Here is an 18,445-nt window from a genome sequence, read left to right on the forward strand (position 1 = left end):
CTTTCGCTGCCCCGCCGTCGCGGCCCCATCGTCTAGAGGCCCAGGACACGGCCCTCTCAAGGCTGAAACACGGGTTCGAATCCCGTTGGGGCCACCACACCACGACGCGCACTTACGGGGCGCTCGTGTCTCCGTCGCCCCGCGCCGGTGCCGAAATAGTGCCATTCGGCCCCGAGCGCGAGGTGCGGTGCCATCGTTCCCCTCCAAGCGTGACGGCGCTGGCTGTTGGAGGCTTTCCAGGCCCTCATGGCTCCGCTCGCGCCGCCCAGCGGTGCCGCGCCCGATCGAGGAACGACGGCGCGTCGCTCGGGCCCTGGCCGGCGGCGAGCCGCTCGAAGCCGGCCATGAAGCCGACCTTTCGATGGTGCGCCTGACGCACCTCCGCGACGAGCGCCGCCCACTCGCGATGGAGGTCGGAGCGCTCGTAGCAGCGCTTCGCGTTCTCGAAGTGCGAGAGCGCCGCTTCGTAGTACTTGCTCTTCTTCGCCTTGAGGATGCGTATGCCCAGCGCCCGGTAGACCCTGGCCGCCACGTCCGGGTGCGCCTTCGCGAGGCGCCTGGCGGCGGGCTCGGTCCGGTGATGGCTGAGCTCCTCGATCTCTGGATCGGTTGCCGCGCGCAGGCGTCTCACGAGACGCGCGACCTCCCGGGTCTCGAGCCAGAGTTCGATGAGCGACCCGAGGTCAGCGCGCTCCGCCGCGTCCATCGCCTTCGCGTGCCACGCTGCGCGCTCGGCCTTCGGCACGAAGCGCATGAGATCGCCGTAGCTGAACGTGCTCGGACCCTCGCGGAACGCGGCCCAGGCGTCCTCGAGCGCGTCGCGCTGCCGGCCGAGCTTCGTGAGCAGCTCGCGCTTCAGCGTCACGAGGTCGTGCCCGGCCATCGAGCCGTGTGGGTGCGTCTTCTCCAGCGCGAGACCGCGATCCACCCAGGCGAGCGCCTCGTCCCGCCGGCGGCGCGTCGTGAGCATGGCGGCGACCGCGAGGCAGTCCTGGGCCGAGAGCTCCGTCTGCTCGCACAGCGCGACGTAGGCCCGCACATCGCGCTGCCTGGCGTAGATCGCGCGCAGGATGTCGCCCCGGCGGCGGCGCGAGTACGCGGGGTCGCGCCGGGGCGCGCCATCGGACGCCTCCTCGACGGCATCCGTCGCCTCGAAGCGGGCCTTCACCTGTCGCTCGAAGGCGGCGAGGCCGTCCTTGCTCATCACCGTCACGGCATCGCGCTCAAGAGTGTACGCGAAGCCGTAGGGGTCGGTCTCCATGCGCCCGAGCAGCAGTCTCGCGGTCTCGTCGGCATCCGAGCTTGCCGCCTGGCGGGCCCTGATCCAGCCGCAGTAGAGGCGCACCACGAACATCGAGAAATTGCCGCCCGAGTCGTCGAGCTCCTCGGCCTTCTCGTAGCAGCCGGCGAGGAAGGTCTCGTAGAGGCCCACGGCTCGCCCGGCGGCGGTACGGACAAGCGCGTCGAGCTGACCCGCGATCTCCTCGAGGCTCGAGACGAAGTCCCAGCCTGCCCTGTACGCGATGAACCGTCCTGGCTGGAGCGCGACCTCGATCGCTGCCTCCAGCGGGTCTCGTCGTCCAGGTCTTCGCGTCGTCATCGTGCGGTCCCCAGCTCGTCTGCTGTGCGGGGACTGTGCTGCACGCCCTCGGGTCGGTAAGGAGGCCACGCGCCAGGAGCCGCGCCGTCTTGCGGGCCGCTCACAGCGGCAGTTGCTTTCTGCTGATGGCCAGCCAGAGGTTCTTCCGGCGGGCGTGGGGCCCGGCCCACCCTCGCACCACCCGCCGGTACGCCGCGGGGTCCAGCTCGAAGACCGCGGCGAGCCACTCGGCGCAGTCGTTGTAGTTCGACCCGGTGGCGTTCGCGGGGTCCGGCACCAGACTCGCCGCGTGGCGCCGCCAGAAATCGAGCACGTCCGCGAAAAGATCCGCGACTCCCAGGCGCTCGACCCACCGGCGCCGTGATGCAGTCACGGCCGGCTCGCCGGGCCATCCCGTGGACAGCAGGCGATGGAGCGTGGGCGAGGCCCGGCGCAGCGAGGAGCGGCGGTCGAGGTCCAGCGTCAGCGTTCCGAGCGCGTTCCGCGACTGCTGGAGCGCGGCCGGCGCGCGCCCCGTGTCCTCGAGCCACCGCCGCACGGCCCGGCGGAACGACGGCGCGCCATCCGCCCGCGCGCGGGCGGCGTCCACCAGCGCATGGACCCAGACCGAGCCCGGCGACTGACGCCCTCCGGCTTCTTGCTCGAGGGTCGCCTCGACGATCAGCGACCGCCAATCGGCAAGAAGCCGGTCGCGCATGCTTGCGAACCGAGGTGACGGGACCCGCCGGAACGCCTCCAGGGCAGCGTCGCCGTCCGCCCACCGCCGGCCGAGGGTGACCTGGAGTTCGAGCGCGCAGGCCAGCTCGTCCTGGCCGAGTCCCGTGGCGACCTTCCGCCAACTCTCGAGGAGACGGAACAGCCCGGCAGGCCGATCGCTCCAGTACCGCAGGACAGGATGGGAGATGAGCAGTGTCCCCCGCGGGTCCCAGGCCTCCCCGGGCTTGAGGCGCAGGAGCGCGCGCACGGCGTCCTCGATGAGGGGCCACGCCTGGTCGAACTTCTTCCCGCGAAGGCAATCCGCGACCAAGGGGAGCGCGAGCTCCCAGTCCTGCGCGATGTTCTCCCGGCTGTTCGCCTCGAAGAGGGCGGGGTCCCACCGCCCAATGGCTCGCGCTGCGGTGCGCGACGATGCCCTTCAGGACCACCTGCTGATCCGTATCGCCGAGCCCGAGGATGAACCGCGCGATCGTGTCGCCATCCAGGCTCACGATCCTGGCCGAAGCCTCCAGGGTCCGGATCGCGTCGGCCAGCTCGGAGGCGCTGCGCCCGTCCCGCCGGCGCGCCCGCCATTCCCATTCCAGGAGACAGCCGGTCACCTCGGGGCCGAGGGGGCACCCGTCGCCGGACGACGGGTCCATCCACTCGGGCAGACCCGAACCGATCTCCGCGGAGATCCTTGATGGCGGTGAGGAAGCTGAACTCGGGCTCCCGGCCCTCGTCCATCACGCGTTCCAGGATCTTCCGCATCCTGGCCGCGATGGGTTCGAGATCCTGGGCCAGGCTGGACCCGTCCAGGTACGGCTCTTCCCAGTGGTGCTCGCGGACGACGTACCGGCCATCCTCGTCCCCCGACTCCGCGACGCAGGCCTCCCACTCGTCCCAGGTCTTCCCCCACTCCTCGTGGATCTTGGCGCTTCCCGGGGACGGCTCCGCTGCCGTGCGACTCCGCTCGCGGGAGACCAGCAGCCTGCCGAGCGTTCCGCCAGTCTCCTCGCCCAGCCGGGCGACGAGGCGTTCGCGCCCCCGGTCATCCAGCGCGAGGATCGCGCACGCGAGCACGCGCTGGATCTCCTCCTCCGATAGCCCGCGGGAGAGTCGCTCCAGCAGCGCTCGCTCCTCCGCGCGGTCAGCGTCCTGGCTGTTCCGGGTCCCCCGCGCTCTGGCCGTCACGTCGGTCGCCTCCTCTCGAAGCCGTTCCCGTTGGCCGCTCAGGACGCCGGGGCCTCAACGCCCACCCGGCACTGTCCAGTGGGCGGGCGCCTTTCGCTTACACGCCGGCACGGGAGAAGTCGTTTCCGCCGGCGAACCTGGCCGCGTCGAGCATCGTACGCCAGGACGGACAACGGGCACCGACTTTCCGGATCGACGCCACCTCGATGCCTGATGGCCGGCGGGCTGCTCCGGCGACCTGCGGGGTGCCCGACATCAAGCATTCCCCGCCGGCGATCTCCAACGTAGAATCGCCGGTGAGCGATGTCCGGCGGGCGGATTCCCGAGCGGCTTGAGGTGTAGGAACCCTGGAAGCTACCCCTCCTGGCATTCATCGAGCACTTGTACTTCAAACGGTTTGCCAAGCGGCGCCCGGATGTCGTCGTCTCCATCGAGGAACGGGCTCGCAGGGAGGAGGCCAAGAAGGCGTTGAGGCGCGACATGAGGCTCGAGACGAGAAGAGGTGACGATGCCCAAGGCTGAGGCCCATCGCTGGGAGTTCGTGAGGCGCTTCCGGCGGGGCGCCTTCGGCTGGAAGTCGCAGCCGGCGATGCTGCGCGTCAGGCAAGCCGTGAGCGAGATCAAGAAGGGCGCCCGCCGCGACCCGTTCCTCGGCGCGGAGGGGGCGGTGCTCTTCCTGGAGCGTGTGTCGGCCGCGCTCGAGCACGTGGACAGCTCCTCGGGGGCCATCGGCACCGCGGTGAACCATGCCGTCGAGGAGCTCGCGGCCATCATCGCCGGCGCGCCCGCGGACGCCAGGACGCGCGGGGGCTGGCTCGAGCGCCTCTGGGAGGCCCACGCGAACGACGCGATCCCGTACATCGAGCGGCTCGGGGACTTCTGGGGCGAGATCTGCGCCTCGCGGGAGATCGCCTCGGCCTGGGCGGATCGGCTGGTCCCGGTCGTGGAGATGGCGTGGAGCCCGGACCCCGAGCGCCGGGGCTTCTTCCACGGCACGACGGCGTGCCTGAGCGCCCTTCTCCGGGCCGGGCGCCACGAGGAGATCCTCGCCCTGCTCGAGAAGGCGCCGTTCGTCTTCTGGCACGATCGGCAGTGGGGCGTGCGCGCGCTCGCGGCCCTCGGCCGGCCGGACGAGGCTATCCGCTACGCCGAGGCGTCGCGCGAACTCAACGACAGCCCCGTCGGCATCGCGCGCGCATGCGAGGAGATCCTGCTCGCCTCCGGTCGCGCCGAGGAGGCGTACCAGCGTTATGCCCTCGAGGCAACCCGCGGCACCTCGTATCTCGCGACCTACCATGCGCTCGCCAGGAAGTACCCACAGAAGGGGCCCGAGCAGTTGCTCGGGGATCTCGTCGAGAGCACGCCTGGCGACGAGGGGAAGTGGTTCGCCACGGCGAAGGAGGTGGGGCTCTTCGACCAGGCGATCCAACTCGCGAATCGAACGCCCTGCGATCCGAAGACGCTGACGCGCGCCGCGCGGGACTTCGCGGAGGCGCGCCCGGAGTTCGCCATGGAGGCGGGTCTGGCCGCGCTCCGCTGGCTCGTGGAGGGGTACGGCTACGAGATCACGGGCCTCGACGTCTGGGCCGCGTACACGAACACGGTGAAGGCGGCCGAGAAGGCCGGACGGGCCGGAGAGGTGCGGGGCCGGATCAGGACGCTGGTCGCGAGCGAAACGTACGGCGACAGGTTCGTTACCCGGATCCTCGGCCGGGACCTGGGTTTCTGAGGGCGTCGCGGTAGAGTGCGGCTGGGCGGCTAGGCATCCGGACGCGCGAGCGGGTGCACGATGTCGTCCGGGATCTGCTTGCGGTCGCTGTACTGCTGGATCTCGGCCTGGTGGTCCGCGTCGTAGCTCAGGGCGTTGAACACCTGGGCCAGGGTGAGATGCGAGAGGTGGGTGGGAATCTCCTCGGGGGCCACGCCGAGGCGCCAGAGCTCCACGACGGCGCGCACCGGGACGCGCGTGCCCACGATGATGGGTTGGCCGCCGAGAATCTCATCGGCGCGGACGATGTAGCGGCGCTCGGGTCTTGCCGTCATGGCGCTGAGGTCTCGCCTCCCGGTGGGCGGGGCATCACGGCCCCGGGGCCCTCCGGTAGCGTCTCACGCGAGGCCGCCCGGGGCCAGTCTCTCGTGCCGGGATCTTAAGGAGCTCCTCGTCCTGCTGAGCGGACCGCCGCCCGCCGGCGGGGCCGTCGCCGTGCAGGGTGAGGCGCCCGGCTCGGCCCCGGCTGCCCGGCCCTACCCGGTGAGCCGCAAGATCTCCTGGATCGTCATGAACGCGTCGAGACGGAGACACTCGAACTCGCTCTCGGCGGCGGGCGAGAAGAAGCGCGCCACCCAGGTCGGACCCTCGGCGTCCTGCGCCCGGAACTTCTCCGCGATGGCGGCGAGCCCGCGCCGCACGGGGGCCTCGTCGCGGGCCGGCCGCAGGCGCTCGGCGACGGCGCGGGGCCCGCCCGTGTGATGGGCGCACAGCATGTAGATGTCGTAGGCGTCTTTCTCCGCGTAGCGCTCGCCGATGGCGAACCCTTTGAGACCTTCCCCCTTGGAGGCAGGGTGAGGGAGATGGCCCAGGGGCCCTGGGCCGAGCCCGGCTCGGGGCGGAGGCGGGCGCCAGGGACCAGCTCGCCGAGGGCGCGGAGCACCCCGACGCGGATCGAGCGGTCGGGCGTGACTTTTACTGAAGATGCCATTTTTACCGTACGGGTAAAATACGCCTGTCGCCGCGCCCTGGTCAACTATCAGGAGGGGGATACGCGCCGGACGGCCTCGCAGGGCCGGTTCGGCTTCTCAAGGTGACTGCCGGGCACCCTGCTCCAGGGCCGCCGGGACGTCGGCAACCCGCTTGGTGATCGCGTAGGCCCACGGGCCGTAGCTGCCATCGGCATTCACCGCAGCCACCCAGCGTCTCGCGGCGGCCACCTTGACCTCTTCGAGGGGGTCGTAGCCCTTGATCTCGAGCACGAGGTGCCTGGGCGGATCCGTCCGCAGGCGGACGACGAAGTCCGGGACGTAGTCGTGAGTCTGCCCGTTGTGCAGGTAGGGCATGGCGAACCCGAGGCCGGCGTTCTTCGCGAAGGCCTCAACCAGCGGATGGGTGTCGAGGATGTACGCGGCCGACTGCTCCCACTTTGCCGTGTCCGCCACCACGTAGTTGACATGGCTTCTCGTCACCTCGCGCACGTCGCGGCTCGTCCAGAAGTCCACTTCCGCGGTCGAACCCTGGCCCCTCCGGCTCTCGTAGCGTGGGAGCTCGGGCGCCTCGCCACCTGACGTGTCCGGCTTGATGGCGCCCACGAGGGCCTCGATCACCCATCCGTAGTACGGCGACAGGGCCACGTCGAGCAGGTTCGCCGGCGGAAGCGGGTGGACGCGTTCGGCGAGGAACCGCTCGACGATCCGCGCGAGCTGGGGAAACAGCACGTGGGCGGGCGCCTCGCACCCCGGGTGGCCCACGTAATCGCGCGTGAGATCGGCCGCCATGTCAAAGACGATCTGCTGCATCCGGTAGCCGGCCCGATACGGGTTCAGGTCCACGCGCTCGAGCTTGCCGGGTCCGGTGAGGGAGGGACGCCCCCTGTTGTTGGGCAGCGCCGCCTTCACCTCCACCTCGGGCGGGATCCTCGTGGGGTCGAGCGTGACGGACGGCACGGCGGCCCAGTCGAGTGCCACGCGATTGCGGATGGCCTGTCGATACCCCTCCACGCGAGGAAAGCGGATCTCCAGAGCGGACCGGGCTGGAACGGCGTGTACGTGATGACGCTTGGGCACCGGCGGCCGGGCGGCGCCCTTGTTCTCCTTGAACGGGATGACCTGGAACGGCACGCCGAAGACCTTCGCGACCTCCTCCTCGAGGCGGCCGTTCTCGCCCACCTCGTAGCTGGAGCGCCGGAGCCCGCGGCCCACCACCTGCTCGCACAGGAGCTGGGACATGAACGGGCGCAGCCCGACGATGTGTGTGACGGTGCTGCAATCCCAGCCCTCGGTGAGCATGCCCACGCTCACGATGCAGCGGACATCGCGGCCTGGGGGGTGTAACGGCCTTCCGAGCTTGCGGGCCAGCTCCTCGAAGCCCGCGGGGTGGATCGCCCGGCCCTGCCGGTCGACCGGCCAGGCAACCTTGCCGACCGTGTCGAGAGTCAGACGCATCCAGGCGGACTCGTCGCTCTTGGCCTGATCGCTATCGGTCTCGTGCACCACCTTCGAGTCCACCCGGATCGTGTTCTCGCGCCCCGGCGCGTTGCGGAAGCCGGCGATGTTCGCCGGGGGGATACCGGCCGGCGGCCGGTCGAGGGCCAGCCACTCGTACACGACCTTCGCGATGGCCGTGTTGCGGCACACGAGGATGAAGACGGGCGGCCGTGGATCGTCCTGTCGCCACGCCCATTCGGCGCGCAGCTCCTCCCATAGCCCGGCCAGCATGGCGACGGGCGTGGCCGCCCACTTCACCACGGCCTCCGGCTTGGGGTTGCCGCGGGAGCCGCCGCGCTCGCCCGCCGTGAGCCGCGGCATGATCCAGCGCCAGATGTTGAAGTAGCCGGGGATCTCGGCGCCCGTCGTGTCCCGCACGGCGAGCTGCGGGATCTTCACCAGCCCGGACTCGATGGCGTCGGTGAGGCCGAAGTCGCTCACCACCCAGGGGAAGATGCGGTTGGTGTCCGGGCCCATGCGGCCGAGGTAGTACGGCGTGGCCGACAGGTCCACGCAGAAGTTGATGCCGCGCAGCTTGTGGATGCGGTCCAGGCCGTCGACCCAGACCGTCGCCTCGCGGTAGAACTCGTCCTCGTCCTCGGCCTCGCCGAAGAGACCGTCAGTCTCGCCATTCGGCTCCTCGCGGCGGATGCGGTAGGCGTGGTGCGCCTCGTCGTTGAAGACGAGGATGTTCTGCTTCCCGCCAACCTCCCGGCCGATCACGCGATTGACGAGAGCCGTGTCGCTCTCCACGTAGCGGACCGCCTCCACCCGGACCCTTCTGAGGTTGCCCTGGCGGTCGCGGTTCTCCTCGAGGACCGCCAGGAGGCCGGCCGCGAGCTGGCGGTCCAGCTCCTCGGGCGTGAGGTAGCGGCGATTGCGGGCTGTGGTGGTCTTCGGCCCGATTGTGATCGTCTCTTGCGTCCGGACCGCGACGCCGGCCCGCGCCACCTTGGCGCTCACCCCTCCCGGGGTCATGGCCTGAGGCTCGAAGACGTGCCAGTTGGTCATGAGCACCCGCCCCTGGGTGAGGTCGGCCATCAAGTGGGGCGGCACCAGGTCCCGGGTCCGGTAGAGGCTGGCGTCGCCTCCCTGGGGGTCCAGCTCGCCGAGGCGGCTGCGGATCGTGACGTTCGGGCAGATGACCAGGACCACGTCGGAGAAGCGGGCGTCGCTCCGGTTATTGACCTTGTTGAGGATGCTCCAGGCCGCGAGCATGGCCATGACGGTGGTCTTTCCGCTGCCGGTGGCCATCTTGCAGGCGAACCGACGGAATGCGGTGTGGCCGGCCGCCCGCCGCTCCTCGCTCGGCTCGTCGAGAGGGATGTCGATGCCCTGGCGGAAGTCGGCCCGCGCCTCGGTGAGGAAGATGATGGTCTCCGCGGCCTCGCGCTGGGCGAAGAAGAGCCGGTGCTGGCGGCCCTCGCGCGTCCAGTACTCCAGCAGCTCGCCCGTGGTGCGCGTGACGCCGGGCCGGCCCGCCGCCTGCCACTCCTTGAGCCGCTGGCGGACGCGGCTGACCAGCTTCAGCTCGATGAGAGTGCCGAGTCCGTCGGCCTCGCCTTCGCTGACGGGGCCGGGCGGCCGGTAGTAGTACATGGCGGGTCGTCGCCCGGGCTCCAGGCGCGGAGGCTCGCCCTCCACGATGCGCCAGTGCTCGCCGGGCTCGTCGTACGGGCCGCTGAGGATGGGTTCTGGGACCTCGAATTCGCTCACAGCCCGAACGCCCTCATGATGCCGTCGAGCTTCTCGGTCACCTCCGGGTGGATCTCCTCCGGCCGCATGAACGCGGCGATCTCGTGATACCTCGTGTAGGGCAGCCCGGGTAGGCCAGCCGCCGCCAGGGCGGGGGGCAGTAGCTCGGAGCGCGCCTTCGTGGCGTTCAGGAATGCATGGTCGCCCAACGGATCACGGAGGACTGCGGGCGGGAAGTTCTCCCGGAGGTATCGCCGCAGGTCCGCGACGTGGGGGGCGGCGGCTGCCGGGCCGACAGTGTGCTCGACGAAGCGAACAAGCGCCTCGGGATGCACGAGGTAGCTCTCGATCTCGTAGCGTCGCCATCGGAGGCGCTGGAATCCGCGCCCGGTGATCTCGGTCGGCTGGATCTCGGGGCGGGCGTCTCCATCCACGAGCTCAATGGCGGGGAGGTTCTCGCGGACCAGCCGCAGTGCCTCGTAGTGCTGCGGGGCGCGGATGCCCGGGGAGCCCGTGCGTGTCTCCGCGACCGTGGGCCTCCAGAAGAACGTCCGAGAGCCGAAGAGGTCGTAGGCGGGATGCCCGAGAACCCGCGCCCACTCGCGCAGGATATCGCGGTCGGTGTAGTTCTCGAGATAGAGCACGCCCGGCGCGGTCAGGGCCAGCATCATGTCCGTCTGCGACAGGACCTTCAGCGAGAGGATCACCCGCGCCTGCTCTTCCGTCGTCGCCAGCATGCGCGGCCCGTCGAAGAGGACGCAGAGCTCCCGGGGCTCCGCCCCGTTGATGATGACCTCCGAATGCGTGGCGATGATCAGCTGCGAACGCGCCTGGGCGGCGACGGCGCGGAGCTCGCCGCAGATGGCATCCTGCAGGATCACGTGGAGATGAGCGTCCGGCTCGTCCAGCAACAGGACGGCGCCGGGGCGCGTCTGGAGAAAGGCCAGGAGCATCAGCACCTGCTGGAACCCGCTCCCCGCGCTGGCGATATCGAGCGCGGGGCCGCCCGGCCGCTCTCGGTACTCCGCCAGGATGTGCGGCCCCGCGGCGTCGGGGGGCGTTAGCTCGAAGCCGAACAGCCGGCGGATCGAGGCTTGCAGACCCGTCCAGGCGCGCTCCGAGGCGGCGGCCTCCACGAGCAAGTTCCGGAGCACGTCCCCGGGCTTGGCCTGCCCGAGGAGCTGATCGACCTTCGGGCGCTGGTAGAGCGGTTCCTCGGTGCCGAGGCCGCTCATGGCGGGGACGAAGACCGTCGTCAGGTGGGCGGCCCTCACGACCTCGGGGCTCGCGGCGGGGAGCGGCCGGACGTAGATCTGCTCGGTGCTGTCGGCAATCAGCTCCATGGCGACCGTCCAGCCGTCGAGGGCGCTCTGGATCTCGATCTCGAGACTTCCCCGGTAGTCCCGCTCCCTCCACAGGAGGTCGAAGGAGCGCAGGGGAACCGCGGAGAAGGCCTGGCGCGCGATGGGGGCCCTGGTGTAATAGCCCCCGTGGCGCTGGTAGTCGTTGAGCTGCTTCCATCGCTCGAGGGCCAGCGACCAGGCCGCGATGGCCTGGAGCACGGTAGTCTTCCCCGTGTTGTTCGGGCCGGCCAGCACCACGTGCCCGGGCAGGACGAACTCGACGTCGCCGAACCGCTTGAAGCGGCGCAGACCGACGCGGTGGATCACGCCCCGGCGTCCGTCAGGCGCTTCACGACGAGCAGCTCGTTGCCCCGGTCGTCGATGACCTTGACCGCCACCTGCCCGTGCTCGCCCGCCTCGAAGGGCGCGCTCACAGTGCCGGCAAGATGCTCCCACACCGCGTCGTCGTACTCGCCGCGGAGCGCGCGCCGGAGGTCATCCCAGGCCCCGGTGCGTGGGAAGAAGGCCTGGCAGACGTGGAAGCAGAGGCCGTTGTAGTCGGTGTCGAGGAACCAGGCGGGCACGTCGGCCGCGTCCATGTGCTTGGCGCTCATCGTCGCCGGATCGAAGAGATTGAGCTTTGTCAGCTTGACCTCGTACCGCTTGTCCCGTAGCCGCCGAAGCTCCACGTCGGGCAGGCCGCACACGCTGAAGATCTGGCTCGACCGCATGTTCTTGAGGAGGTCGCCCATCACGAGATCGGGCGTGGCCTGCACGTAGCTGGCCGGCGGCAGCCCCATCTCGGCTGATCGTTCGATGAGCAGGCGCGCGTCCGGCTGGATGGCAAAGCCGATAGCGTAGAGGTGCATATAGCCCTTGAAGCTAGCTTCCTTCAGCGCCTCGTGTACAGCAAGCTGGGTGAGGCCACCATTCTCGGGCCCGAAGATCAGGGCCACGGGCCGCTCGTCGCCGTTGGCGACCACCGCCTCCGCTGACAGCGACAACGTCTTGGCCGGGGGGCGGACGTTCCGGAGGGTTACCGTCTTGCCGCCACCCACGTGGAGCACGGGCGACTTGCGGAGCACCTCCAGCATTCGGTCGACGAACGAGCCGTGCGCCTCCGCGTCGGCCGCTCCAGAGTCCGGCACCCCGTCCCCCTCCCAGTCCACAGGGGTCGGGATGGTCGCCTCGACGGTGAACGGCCCCGTCACCCGAACAATGCCGCCGTCCACCTCCGGCCGGTCGACGAGCACCTCCTCGTCGGGCGGCTCGTTGTTGGCGATGCTCTTTAGGGTCACGTGCGGGACGACGCCGCCAACCTCCTCGCCCTTCCGGTTCTGCTTGCGGGCGTAGACGAATCCGCCCACGGGCCCCCGCGCGTGGTCCTTCAGCTGGTAGTAGGGGAAGGTCGCCGTGAGCAGCCGCTGACGGGCGAGGGTCAGCGGCACCCGGCTCGTGTCGACCGTGATCCACCGCCTGCCCCACTGTTCGGCGACGTAAGCCGTCGTGCCGCTGCCACAGGTAGGATCAAGCACGAGGTCACCGGGATCAGTTGCCATCAGGACGCAGCGCCGAACAACTTCTTCGCTCGTCTGGACGACGTAGACCTGATCACGCGCGCCTGCAGTGTCCTCCCAGGTGCTTGTCAGCTTCCGAAGGCGATAGTCGTCCAAGTAAAGCACGTAGCGGAGGTAATTGCCCTCAGCCTCGATCCTATTGGCGTCGACAAGGGTCCGCATTGCCTCAGGGCTTGACGGGTAGCACTGGCCGGGAGGTGGCCACCATTCCTTTCCTCTCCAGAGGACAGGAAAGACGCCAGACCGGCTGAAAGTCGGAGGCCACATCGACACAAGGCGGAAGATTCGCGCGCCGTTGGGCAGAAAGGCATGGGAGTTCATCTGCTCTTTCGTCATGGGATGGCGGCTTCCGTCTGAAAGCTCATACCACTTCCAATGGAAATCCCCTTCAACGGATTGTTCCTTGTAGAGCTGTCGATAACGAGAGGGCAGCCGGCTGACATCTCGGCCGTACCAGAGCAGGAAATCCCCCATCGACTCGAGAAAAATAGATCCAAGCGGCATCGTCTTCTTCCGGAAGAAGATCGTGCTGAGGAAGTTGTCTGCCCCGAACACCTCGTCCATCAGCTCCCGCACGTGGTGCAGGTTCTCGTCGCTGATCTGGACGAAGATGCTGCCCGTGGGGGCCAGCAGCTCGCGGCAGAGGAGCAGGCGGTCCCGCATGTAGGTCAGGTACGAGTGCAGGCCCAGCTCCCAGGTGTCCCGGTAGGCCTTGACCATCTCGGGCTCGCGCGTCATGTCGGCGTCGTCGTTGTGGCTCACGTCGCGGCGGCGGACGAAGGGCTGGAAGTTGGAGCCGAACTTCACGCCATAGGGCGGGTCCATGTAGATCATCTGGACCTGGCCGCCGAGCCCCTCGTAGTGGAGGAGGGAGTTCATGACGACCAGCGAGTCGCCGAGGACGAGCCGGTTCACCCACTTGTCTGGGTACTCGTAGGCGCGGAGGGTCTGGTCCGTGATAGGGTGCTGTGGGTCGCCGAAGAGCTCGAACAGGGTCTGCTGCTTGTCCCGGCGGTGGCTGGTGAGCGTCTCGACGATGGCCTTGGTCGATAGACGCTCGTGGATGAAGAGCGGCAGCGTGGGCACGTCGAAGGACAGGCGCTCGGCCTTGCCCGCCCAGTCGAGGAAGGGCTTGCCCAGGCGGCGGAGGTGCTCGACGGCCTCGTGAAGCGAGCCGACGGAGAGGAGCACGGTGCCGTCGGCCGCCTTGAGCTCGCGCGGCCGGTCGAAGGCATGGGGCGGCGGGAGGGCAGCGGCTTCCTGGATGAGCCGCAGGAGCCACTCGCCGACCTCCCGGGCAGGGTTCTGTCCGTCCCAGTTCAGCGCGGGGGCGAGCGAGGAGTCGTAGCGGTAGGTCGCCGGCGGTTTCTTCTTCCTGAACTGGGGCTGCGTCCCGATCTCGGGACGCATGGGGCTGGTGGCCTCGTAGTGGCGGTAGTTCTCCGCGACCCGGCCGGGGTTTTCCCCGCCGGCCCCGTCGCGCCGCGCGCGCCTCACCGCCATGGAACGCCCTTTCCCGGCGCTACCCCTGCGGCTCCCCGGCTTGGCTCCGCGACGCCTGTTCCTCACCCGGCCCTCCTCGCCAGCCCGGCGGCTGGCTCCGGCCCGAGTCTACCAGCAGGTGTGACAGGCGGGGTCATGGATCTCCGGGGCGGGATCGAGACTGGCCCCAGCCCGCGATCTCTCCAGGAGGATCCGGGGGCGGGGCCCTGGTCCCCTATGGGCCCGGCCCTCCATGGGTTGCAGCGAGGTGCCGGACTGGGACCGGCCAGCAGGGGCAGCGCTCAGCCAGCCCCAGTGTTTACTCCCAGGGCATCGCGTACCACGAGGTGAATTCCTGGATCGAGCTGTCGAGGATGCTGTACTCGTCGCCTCGTGCATTCACGCGCCTCCCGGCCACCTTCGCGTCGCGAAAAAGGCCGGCGATTAGATCGCCAATCTGATCCGCCGCCTGCTCCGGATCGGCTTCCTCCGCTGCCCCGATGAGTGAAGCAGCCGCTGAGCATTCCGGCGCGTCCTCGCCAAACCTTGCCACCGCGACGTCCACTGCATGCCGAAGCATGCCGGCCACGAGGATCGAGAGGCGGTGCGTCCGCCCATCCGGAACAAGCGAGCCCAACATCTCCAGCCACACCGAGTACGTCTGCGCGCCCACGACGGACCTGAGCGTACGTTCGGGCCGAGATCGTGGCTGGGATCTGGGCCTGGCGGCGGCTGCCCTTGGCTGCGTCGCGGGCTGGCGTGTCCTGGAAGCCATCTGTGCCCTCACTCCGGGCATGGCCGGCTACTTCGGGCCAGTCCTCCTGGAAGTGCGACGAGCGCCACGGCGTCGGCTCTGCACGGTCTTCCCGAATGCCAGGTTCCAGCGCTTGCCTGGATGGTCGAACTTCACCGTCTTCGGATTGAACCGCTCCGGATCGAACCGGCCGCCGAGCCACTGCAGGGTGCGCTCGTACTCCTCGTGCGTGGGGTCGCGCATCACCGCCATGAGATCCTCGTACCCACCGACGCCCCCGCAGTCCTCGGGCGGGCACGCCCGCTCGCCGGCGAGGCAGCGCGGATAGCGGACGCCTTTCTGGCGCGGCAGGATCGCCTCGAGAGTGACCTCGTGCTCCCAGCCGTCTCCGAAGTCGTACTCGTACTTTGCCGCGGCACCCGGGCGGGAGAAGTAGCGGGCGATGGGGAGATCCCATCCCGGAAGGATGGGCTCGTCGCCCTCGAAGGCGTCCTCGTCCGGGATGCCGATCTGCACGATGTCGGAGGTGCCCGGCCTGCTCACACGAAAGAGGTGCAGGTGGTAATCGAGCCAGCCCATCGAATCCTGGATGGCGACATGCAGGCCCCAGAAGCTGTAGCTCCCCGGCACCTGGATGGTCCTCCAGATCGGCGGCGCGACTTCGAGGAGAACGATCCTGAACTGGTAGACCTCACTCCCGGCTTGCACGCGCTCTTCCCGGCCGCTGGTCGCCGGGCCCAATGCTCCGGCGCCTCGCCGGGCCCCTTGGCCTGTCCCCCGGCCGCTGTCGCGGACTCCGCGCTGCCGCGGTCGACCACGTTCCGGCCGTGGCGCAGCCCCGCCCGGTGGCCGCGGCGCCTTCGACGTTGACACAGGCCGAACCCCGCGCTCCCGTCTTGCCACGAAGGTCGACTCATCTCCCTGGTGGATGAAGAGCTTCCCGCGCATCGTGTCGCCATCGATGCGCGCCCAGGCCCGGCCACCGGCTGCATCCATCTCGTCGAAGCCGGACCACGAGAGCTCCACGACGGACGCGCCCTCGCGCTGCTCGACCCGGTAGTCGATCGATGCGCCGATCGCGATCAGTTGCATCTCCCCCAGGCCGTTGCCGTCGAAGCTGATGTACGCTGGCACGACGAGGTCGAGTGCCTCCTGATCCCACAGCTCCGTCTCCACGATTCTCCACCGGCCCTCGATCAACGATTCACGTCTTGCCATCGCACTCTGCCCATACTGGAGTTGCTGATGAGATGCGTGGGCCAGTCCGACCCCCGACTGGTCACGTCAACGGGAATAGAGCAGTCTCCCCTCGCGGCCGACCGTGGACGGTAGCGACGCGCGCAGATGCAGCCGCCCGGTGAACGCCGCGTGGGTCCAGACGAGGACGTCGCCGGCCGCCGGGAGCCCCCAGAGAGCCTCATAGGCCCGCGCGCTTCGCTGCAGGGCAGGGGGACGTCGCCTGGAACGACCACGAGCAGATCGTGATCGTTCTCCGGCCCGGCTGTGCCTCGCGCGCGCGAGCCGAAGAGATAGATGCGTTCGGGTCGGTAGGTCTCGACGAGGCGGCGCGTGATCTCGACGGGCGTCGGGTCCTCGACCGGTACGGTGAACTGGCTTCCGGGCTGCGCGCGATCGGTCGTCATCGCGGGCTCATTCTAGCAGCCTTGGCCCGCACGGATCCGGTGCCGAAATAGTGCCACTTGCCGGTGTCATTCGGTGCCTACAGCAATCGCTCTGCCAACTTTGCCATTGGCGGATAAGCGCGCGTCAGAGTTGCTCAATGTCACTCTCGCTCGCTCCGCATCGGAATGGCCCGGCCTCACTCTCAAGGCTGAAACACGGGTTCGAATCCCGTTGGGGCCACCAGTCGGATTTCGTTGATGTTTTATGGCTGCATGTTCGAGTCGCGTCGCCGACGGGATTCAAACACGGAGCCGCTGTCCTCGGTCTTATCCTCGCTATCGGCTCAAGACGTCGAGCGCCTTCGCCTCGTAGAACTCCACGGCCAGCTTGAGCGCGGCCGGCCGGATCTGCGCGTAGAGCTGCGTGGTCTCGATGCGCGTGTGCCCCAGCAGGCCGCGCACCTGCTCGAGATCGCCGTGCTGCTCGTAGACCTCCATCGCCACGCCGTGGCGGAGGTCGTGGGGCTTCAACATCGGGTAGCCGATGAGGCGTCCGTAGGTCTTGCAAAGTCGCCAAATGTTCTTGCCTTCCATCGGGCGGCGCACGGTGCCCTGGCGCCGCTGGCCGAAGGTCGACCAGAAGAGCGGCGCGTCGGGGGTGATGTCGTCACTTTCGGTCGGTAGGTACTCCGAGACGTAACGGTCGAGGTACTGCATCACGACGCTGGGGAGCGGGATGTCGCGGGTCTTACCACCCTTCACGAGCACGTTGCGGAGGCCCCACTGCGGATCCAAGTTGCAGACTTTGAGCGTGGCCACCGACTCCCGCCGCATGCCCGAGTAGCGAAGGATCAGGAAGATCGCCAGGTCGCGCGGACGCTGGCGCTGCTGGGCAGCCTTGACGAGCGCGTCCATGATCGCCGCGCCCGGGACCTGGCGCGGCGCCTCGCGGCGATGCGGCGGCCGGTCGAGGCGGGCCACCGGATTGGCATCGAGGTGACCGCGCTTCACCAGGAATGCGCACAAGCTCGAGAGCGTGGACTGACGCACGCGTATGGTGCCAAGGGCCAGGTCCGCGGCCGCCATGCTATCCATCGACGCCTGAATGGTGGCCGCGTCGAGATCGCCGACGCATGCCGGCCGGCCACGGCGACCAGCGACGAACGCGAGGTACTGAGCGGGATTCCATCGGTAGGTCTTCACGCCTCCTTCCGCCTTGCCGCGCTGTTTGCGTTGGAAAAAGCAGAACTGCTCCACCAAGTCGATGAGCGGTTGGGCCATGCTCCCGGTCCTCCGGCCCGAGCCACGGCCACGTTTTCGCCGGGGGCCAGTCTCGGGTGGGACCAGCCAGCCGTCAAGAGCTGTCTTGGTCGGGGCTGGCCGAGCGAGGGCCTCGGGGTTCGGAGCAGGGAGCTCCAGCTGGGCCCAAAGGCCTGGGACTGATCGGTGGCTGTGAGGAATCCGGCGAGATGGCATGGTGAGTGCCTGATTCGTCTTGGGGCAAGGAACTTGCCGGAAGTAGATACCCCCTTCCCCCACCGGCCGTGACAGCCGCTGGTGCGAACGATCTCGCCGACGCCATGCGCCGCCTCGGCGAGCCGATCGAGGCCACGGCCGACGTGACGCCGGGCGATGCGGGTCAGCGATTCTCGATGCATGCCTTCGGCGCCGTGTTCGTGGAAGTCGCAGTCGATCCGGATCTCGGCGAGACGCGCGTGCGCCGTATCGTCGGCGCGTACGGCGCGGGCCGCATCGTGGATCCGAAGATGGCGCGCAGCCGGTGCGTAGGCGGCATGATCGGGGGCATCGGCATGGCGCTCATGGAGCATTCGGTCGTCGACTCGAACAACGGCCGAGTGCCGAACGCCAACCTCTGCGAATATGCCGTGCCGCTCTACGCCGACACACCGCGCGCCATGGACGTGATCTTCGTGGAGGAGCACGACCCTCACGTGAACCCGCTTGGCGTGAAAGGCATCGGCGAGATCGCGATGGTCGGCGTCCCGCCGGCGATCGTGAACGCCGTCTTCCACGCGACGGGCAGGCGCATCCGCGACCTGCCGATCACGCCGGACAAGCTGCTCTGAGGAGCGAGCAAGGACATGGGCCGGACAGCGGCGAGTTCGTCAAATTCCCCGAGAACTATGTCACGGCCGGTGGGGGAAAAGTAGATGTAGTCGGTAGGGGAAGTAGCGTCAGCGCTTCATCGCGCATCTTCTTCAAGGAGTGCCCTGGAGACGGGACGTGTCCTGCCGCTGGTGATCATCGAGCGGCGGTGTACGACG

Annotated in this window: 11 protein-coding genes, 1 tRNA gene and 2 pseudogenes; 3 read left to right on the top strand and 11 right to left on the bottom strand. The window is 69.0% G+C overall.

Features of this window, described 5'->3' with window-relative positions; genetic code table 11:
• The first annotated feature begins 21 nt into the window (after window positions 1-21).
• A tRNA-Glu gene (locus tag HYV93_08430) sits at window positions 22-97 on the top strand.
• Between the two features lie 147 nt (window positions 98-244).
• Here HYV93_08430 and HYV93_08435 read toward each other — a convergent pair.
• Entirely contained in the window at window positions 245-1,600 is a 1,356-nt protein-coding gene (locus tag HYV93_08435) for a hypothetical protein (protein ID MBI2525994.1), read from the bottom strand.
• A 100-nt stretch (window positions 1,601-1,700) separates the two neighbouring features.
• On the bottom strand, window positions 1,701-2,627 hold the full coding sequence (locus HYV93_08440; protein MBI2525995.1) for a hypothetical protein: 927 nt from the start codon (window positions 2,625-2,627) through the stop codon (window positions 1,701-1,703).
• 1,371 nt (window positions 2,628-3,998) lie between these two features.
• Between HYV93_08440 and HYV93_08445 the strand changes: the two genes are divergently transcribed.
• The gene (locus HYV93_08445; protein MBI2525996.1) at window positions 3,999-5,219 is read left to right on the top strand and encodes a hypothetical protein; all 1,221 of its coding nucleotides are present in this window, start codon (window positions 3,999-4,001) and stop codon (window positions 5,217-5,219) included.
• 29 nt (window positions 5,220-5,248) lie between these two features.
• On the opposite strand, the gene HYV93_08450 is transcribed toward HYV93_08445, so the two are convergent.
• The 9 genes and pseudogenes from HYV93_08450 to HYV93_08490 all read right to left on the bottom strand — a co-directional run bounded on the left by HYV93_08450 (window position 5,249) and on the right by HYV93_08490 (window position 17,441).
• Complete coding sequence (locus tag HYV93_08450; protein ID MBI2525997.1) at window positions 5,249-5,533, bottom strand: DUF433 domain-containing protein; 285 nt, start codon at window positions 5,531-5,533, stop codon at window positions 5,249-5,251.
• Window positions 5,534-5,734: 201 nt separating this feature from the next.
• Window positions 5,735-5,974 (bottom strand): hypothetical protein, encoded by a 240-nt coding sequence (locus tag HYV93_08455; GenBank protein MBI2525998.1) that lies wholly within the window; start codon window positions 5,972-5,974, stop codon window positions 5,735-5,737.
• A 312-nt stretch (window positions 5,975-6,286) separates the two neighbouring features.
• A complete protein-coding gene (locus HYV93_08460) occupies window positions 6,287-9,403 on the bottom strand; it encodes a DEAD/DEAH box helicase family protein (protein MBI2525999.1) in 3,117 nt (1,038 codons plus the stop codon).
• Entirely contained in the window at window positions 9,400-11,052 is a 1,653-nt protein-coding gene (locus tag HYV93_08465; GenBank protein ID MBI2526000.1) for an AAA family ATPase, read from the bottom strand. Before HYV93_08465 ends, HYV93_08460 begins: the two co-directional genes overlap by 4 nt.
• Window positions 11,049-13,805, bottom strand: a complete 2,757-nt coding sequence (locus HYV93_08470) for a site-specific DNA-methyltransferase (protein ID MBI2526001.1) — start codon at window positions 13,803-13,805, stop codon at window positions 11,049-11,051. The genes HYV93_08465 and HYV93_08470 overlap by 4 nt, the downstream gene beginning before the upstream one ends.
• Before the next feature lie 298 nt (window positions 13,806-14,103).
• A complete protein-coding gene (locus tag HYV93_08475; protein ID MBI2526002.1) occupies window positions 14,104-14,457 on the bottom strand; it encodes a hypothetical protein in 354 nt (117 codons plus the stop codon).
• Window positions 14,458-14,586: 129 nt separating this feature from the next.
• Window positions 14,587-15,486 (bottom strand): plasmid pRiA4b ORF-3 family protein, encoded by a 900-nt coding sequence (locus HYV93_08480; GenBank protein ID MBI2526003.1) that lies wholly within the window; start codon window positions 15,484-15,486, stop codon window positions 14,587-14,589.
• 336 nt (window positions 15,487-15,822) lie between these two features.
• A pseudogene (locus tag HYV93_08485) lies at window positions 15,823-16,181 on the bottom strand (nucleotidyltransferase domain-containing protein).
• Between the two features lie 315 nt (window positions 16,182-16,496).
• Window positions 16,497-17,441: a tyrosine-type recombinase/integrase gene (locus HYV93_08490; GenBank protein MBI2526004.1), complete on the bottom strand. Its 945-nt coding sequence runs from the start codon at window positions 17,439-17,441 to the stop codon at window positions 16,497-16,499.
• 275 nt (window positions 17,442-17,716) lie between these two features.
• Here HYV93_08490 and HYV93_08495 point away from each other — a divergent pair.
• Window positions 17,717-18,247 (top strand): annotated as a pseudogene (locus HYV93_08495) (xanthine dehydrogenase family protein molybdopterin-binding subunit).
• Window positions 18,248-18,445: the final 198 nt, after the last annotated feature.

The organism is Candidatus Rokuibacteriota bacterium (genome assembly GCA_016188005.1).
Lineage (GTDB): Bacteria > Methylomirabilota > Methylomirabilia > Rokubacteriales > CSP1-6 > UBA12499.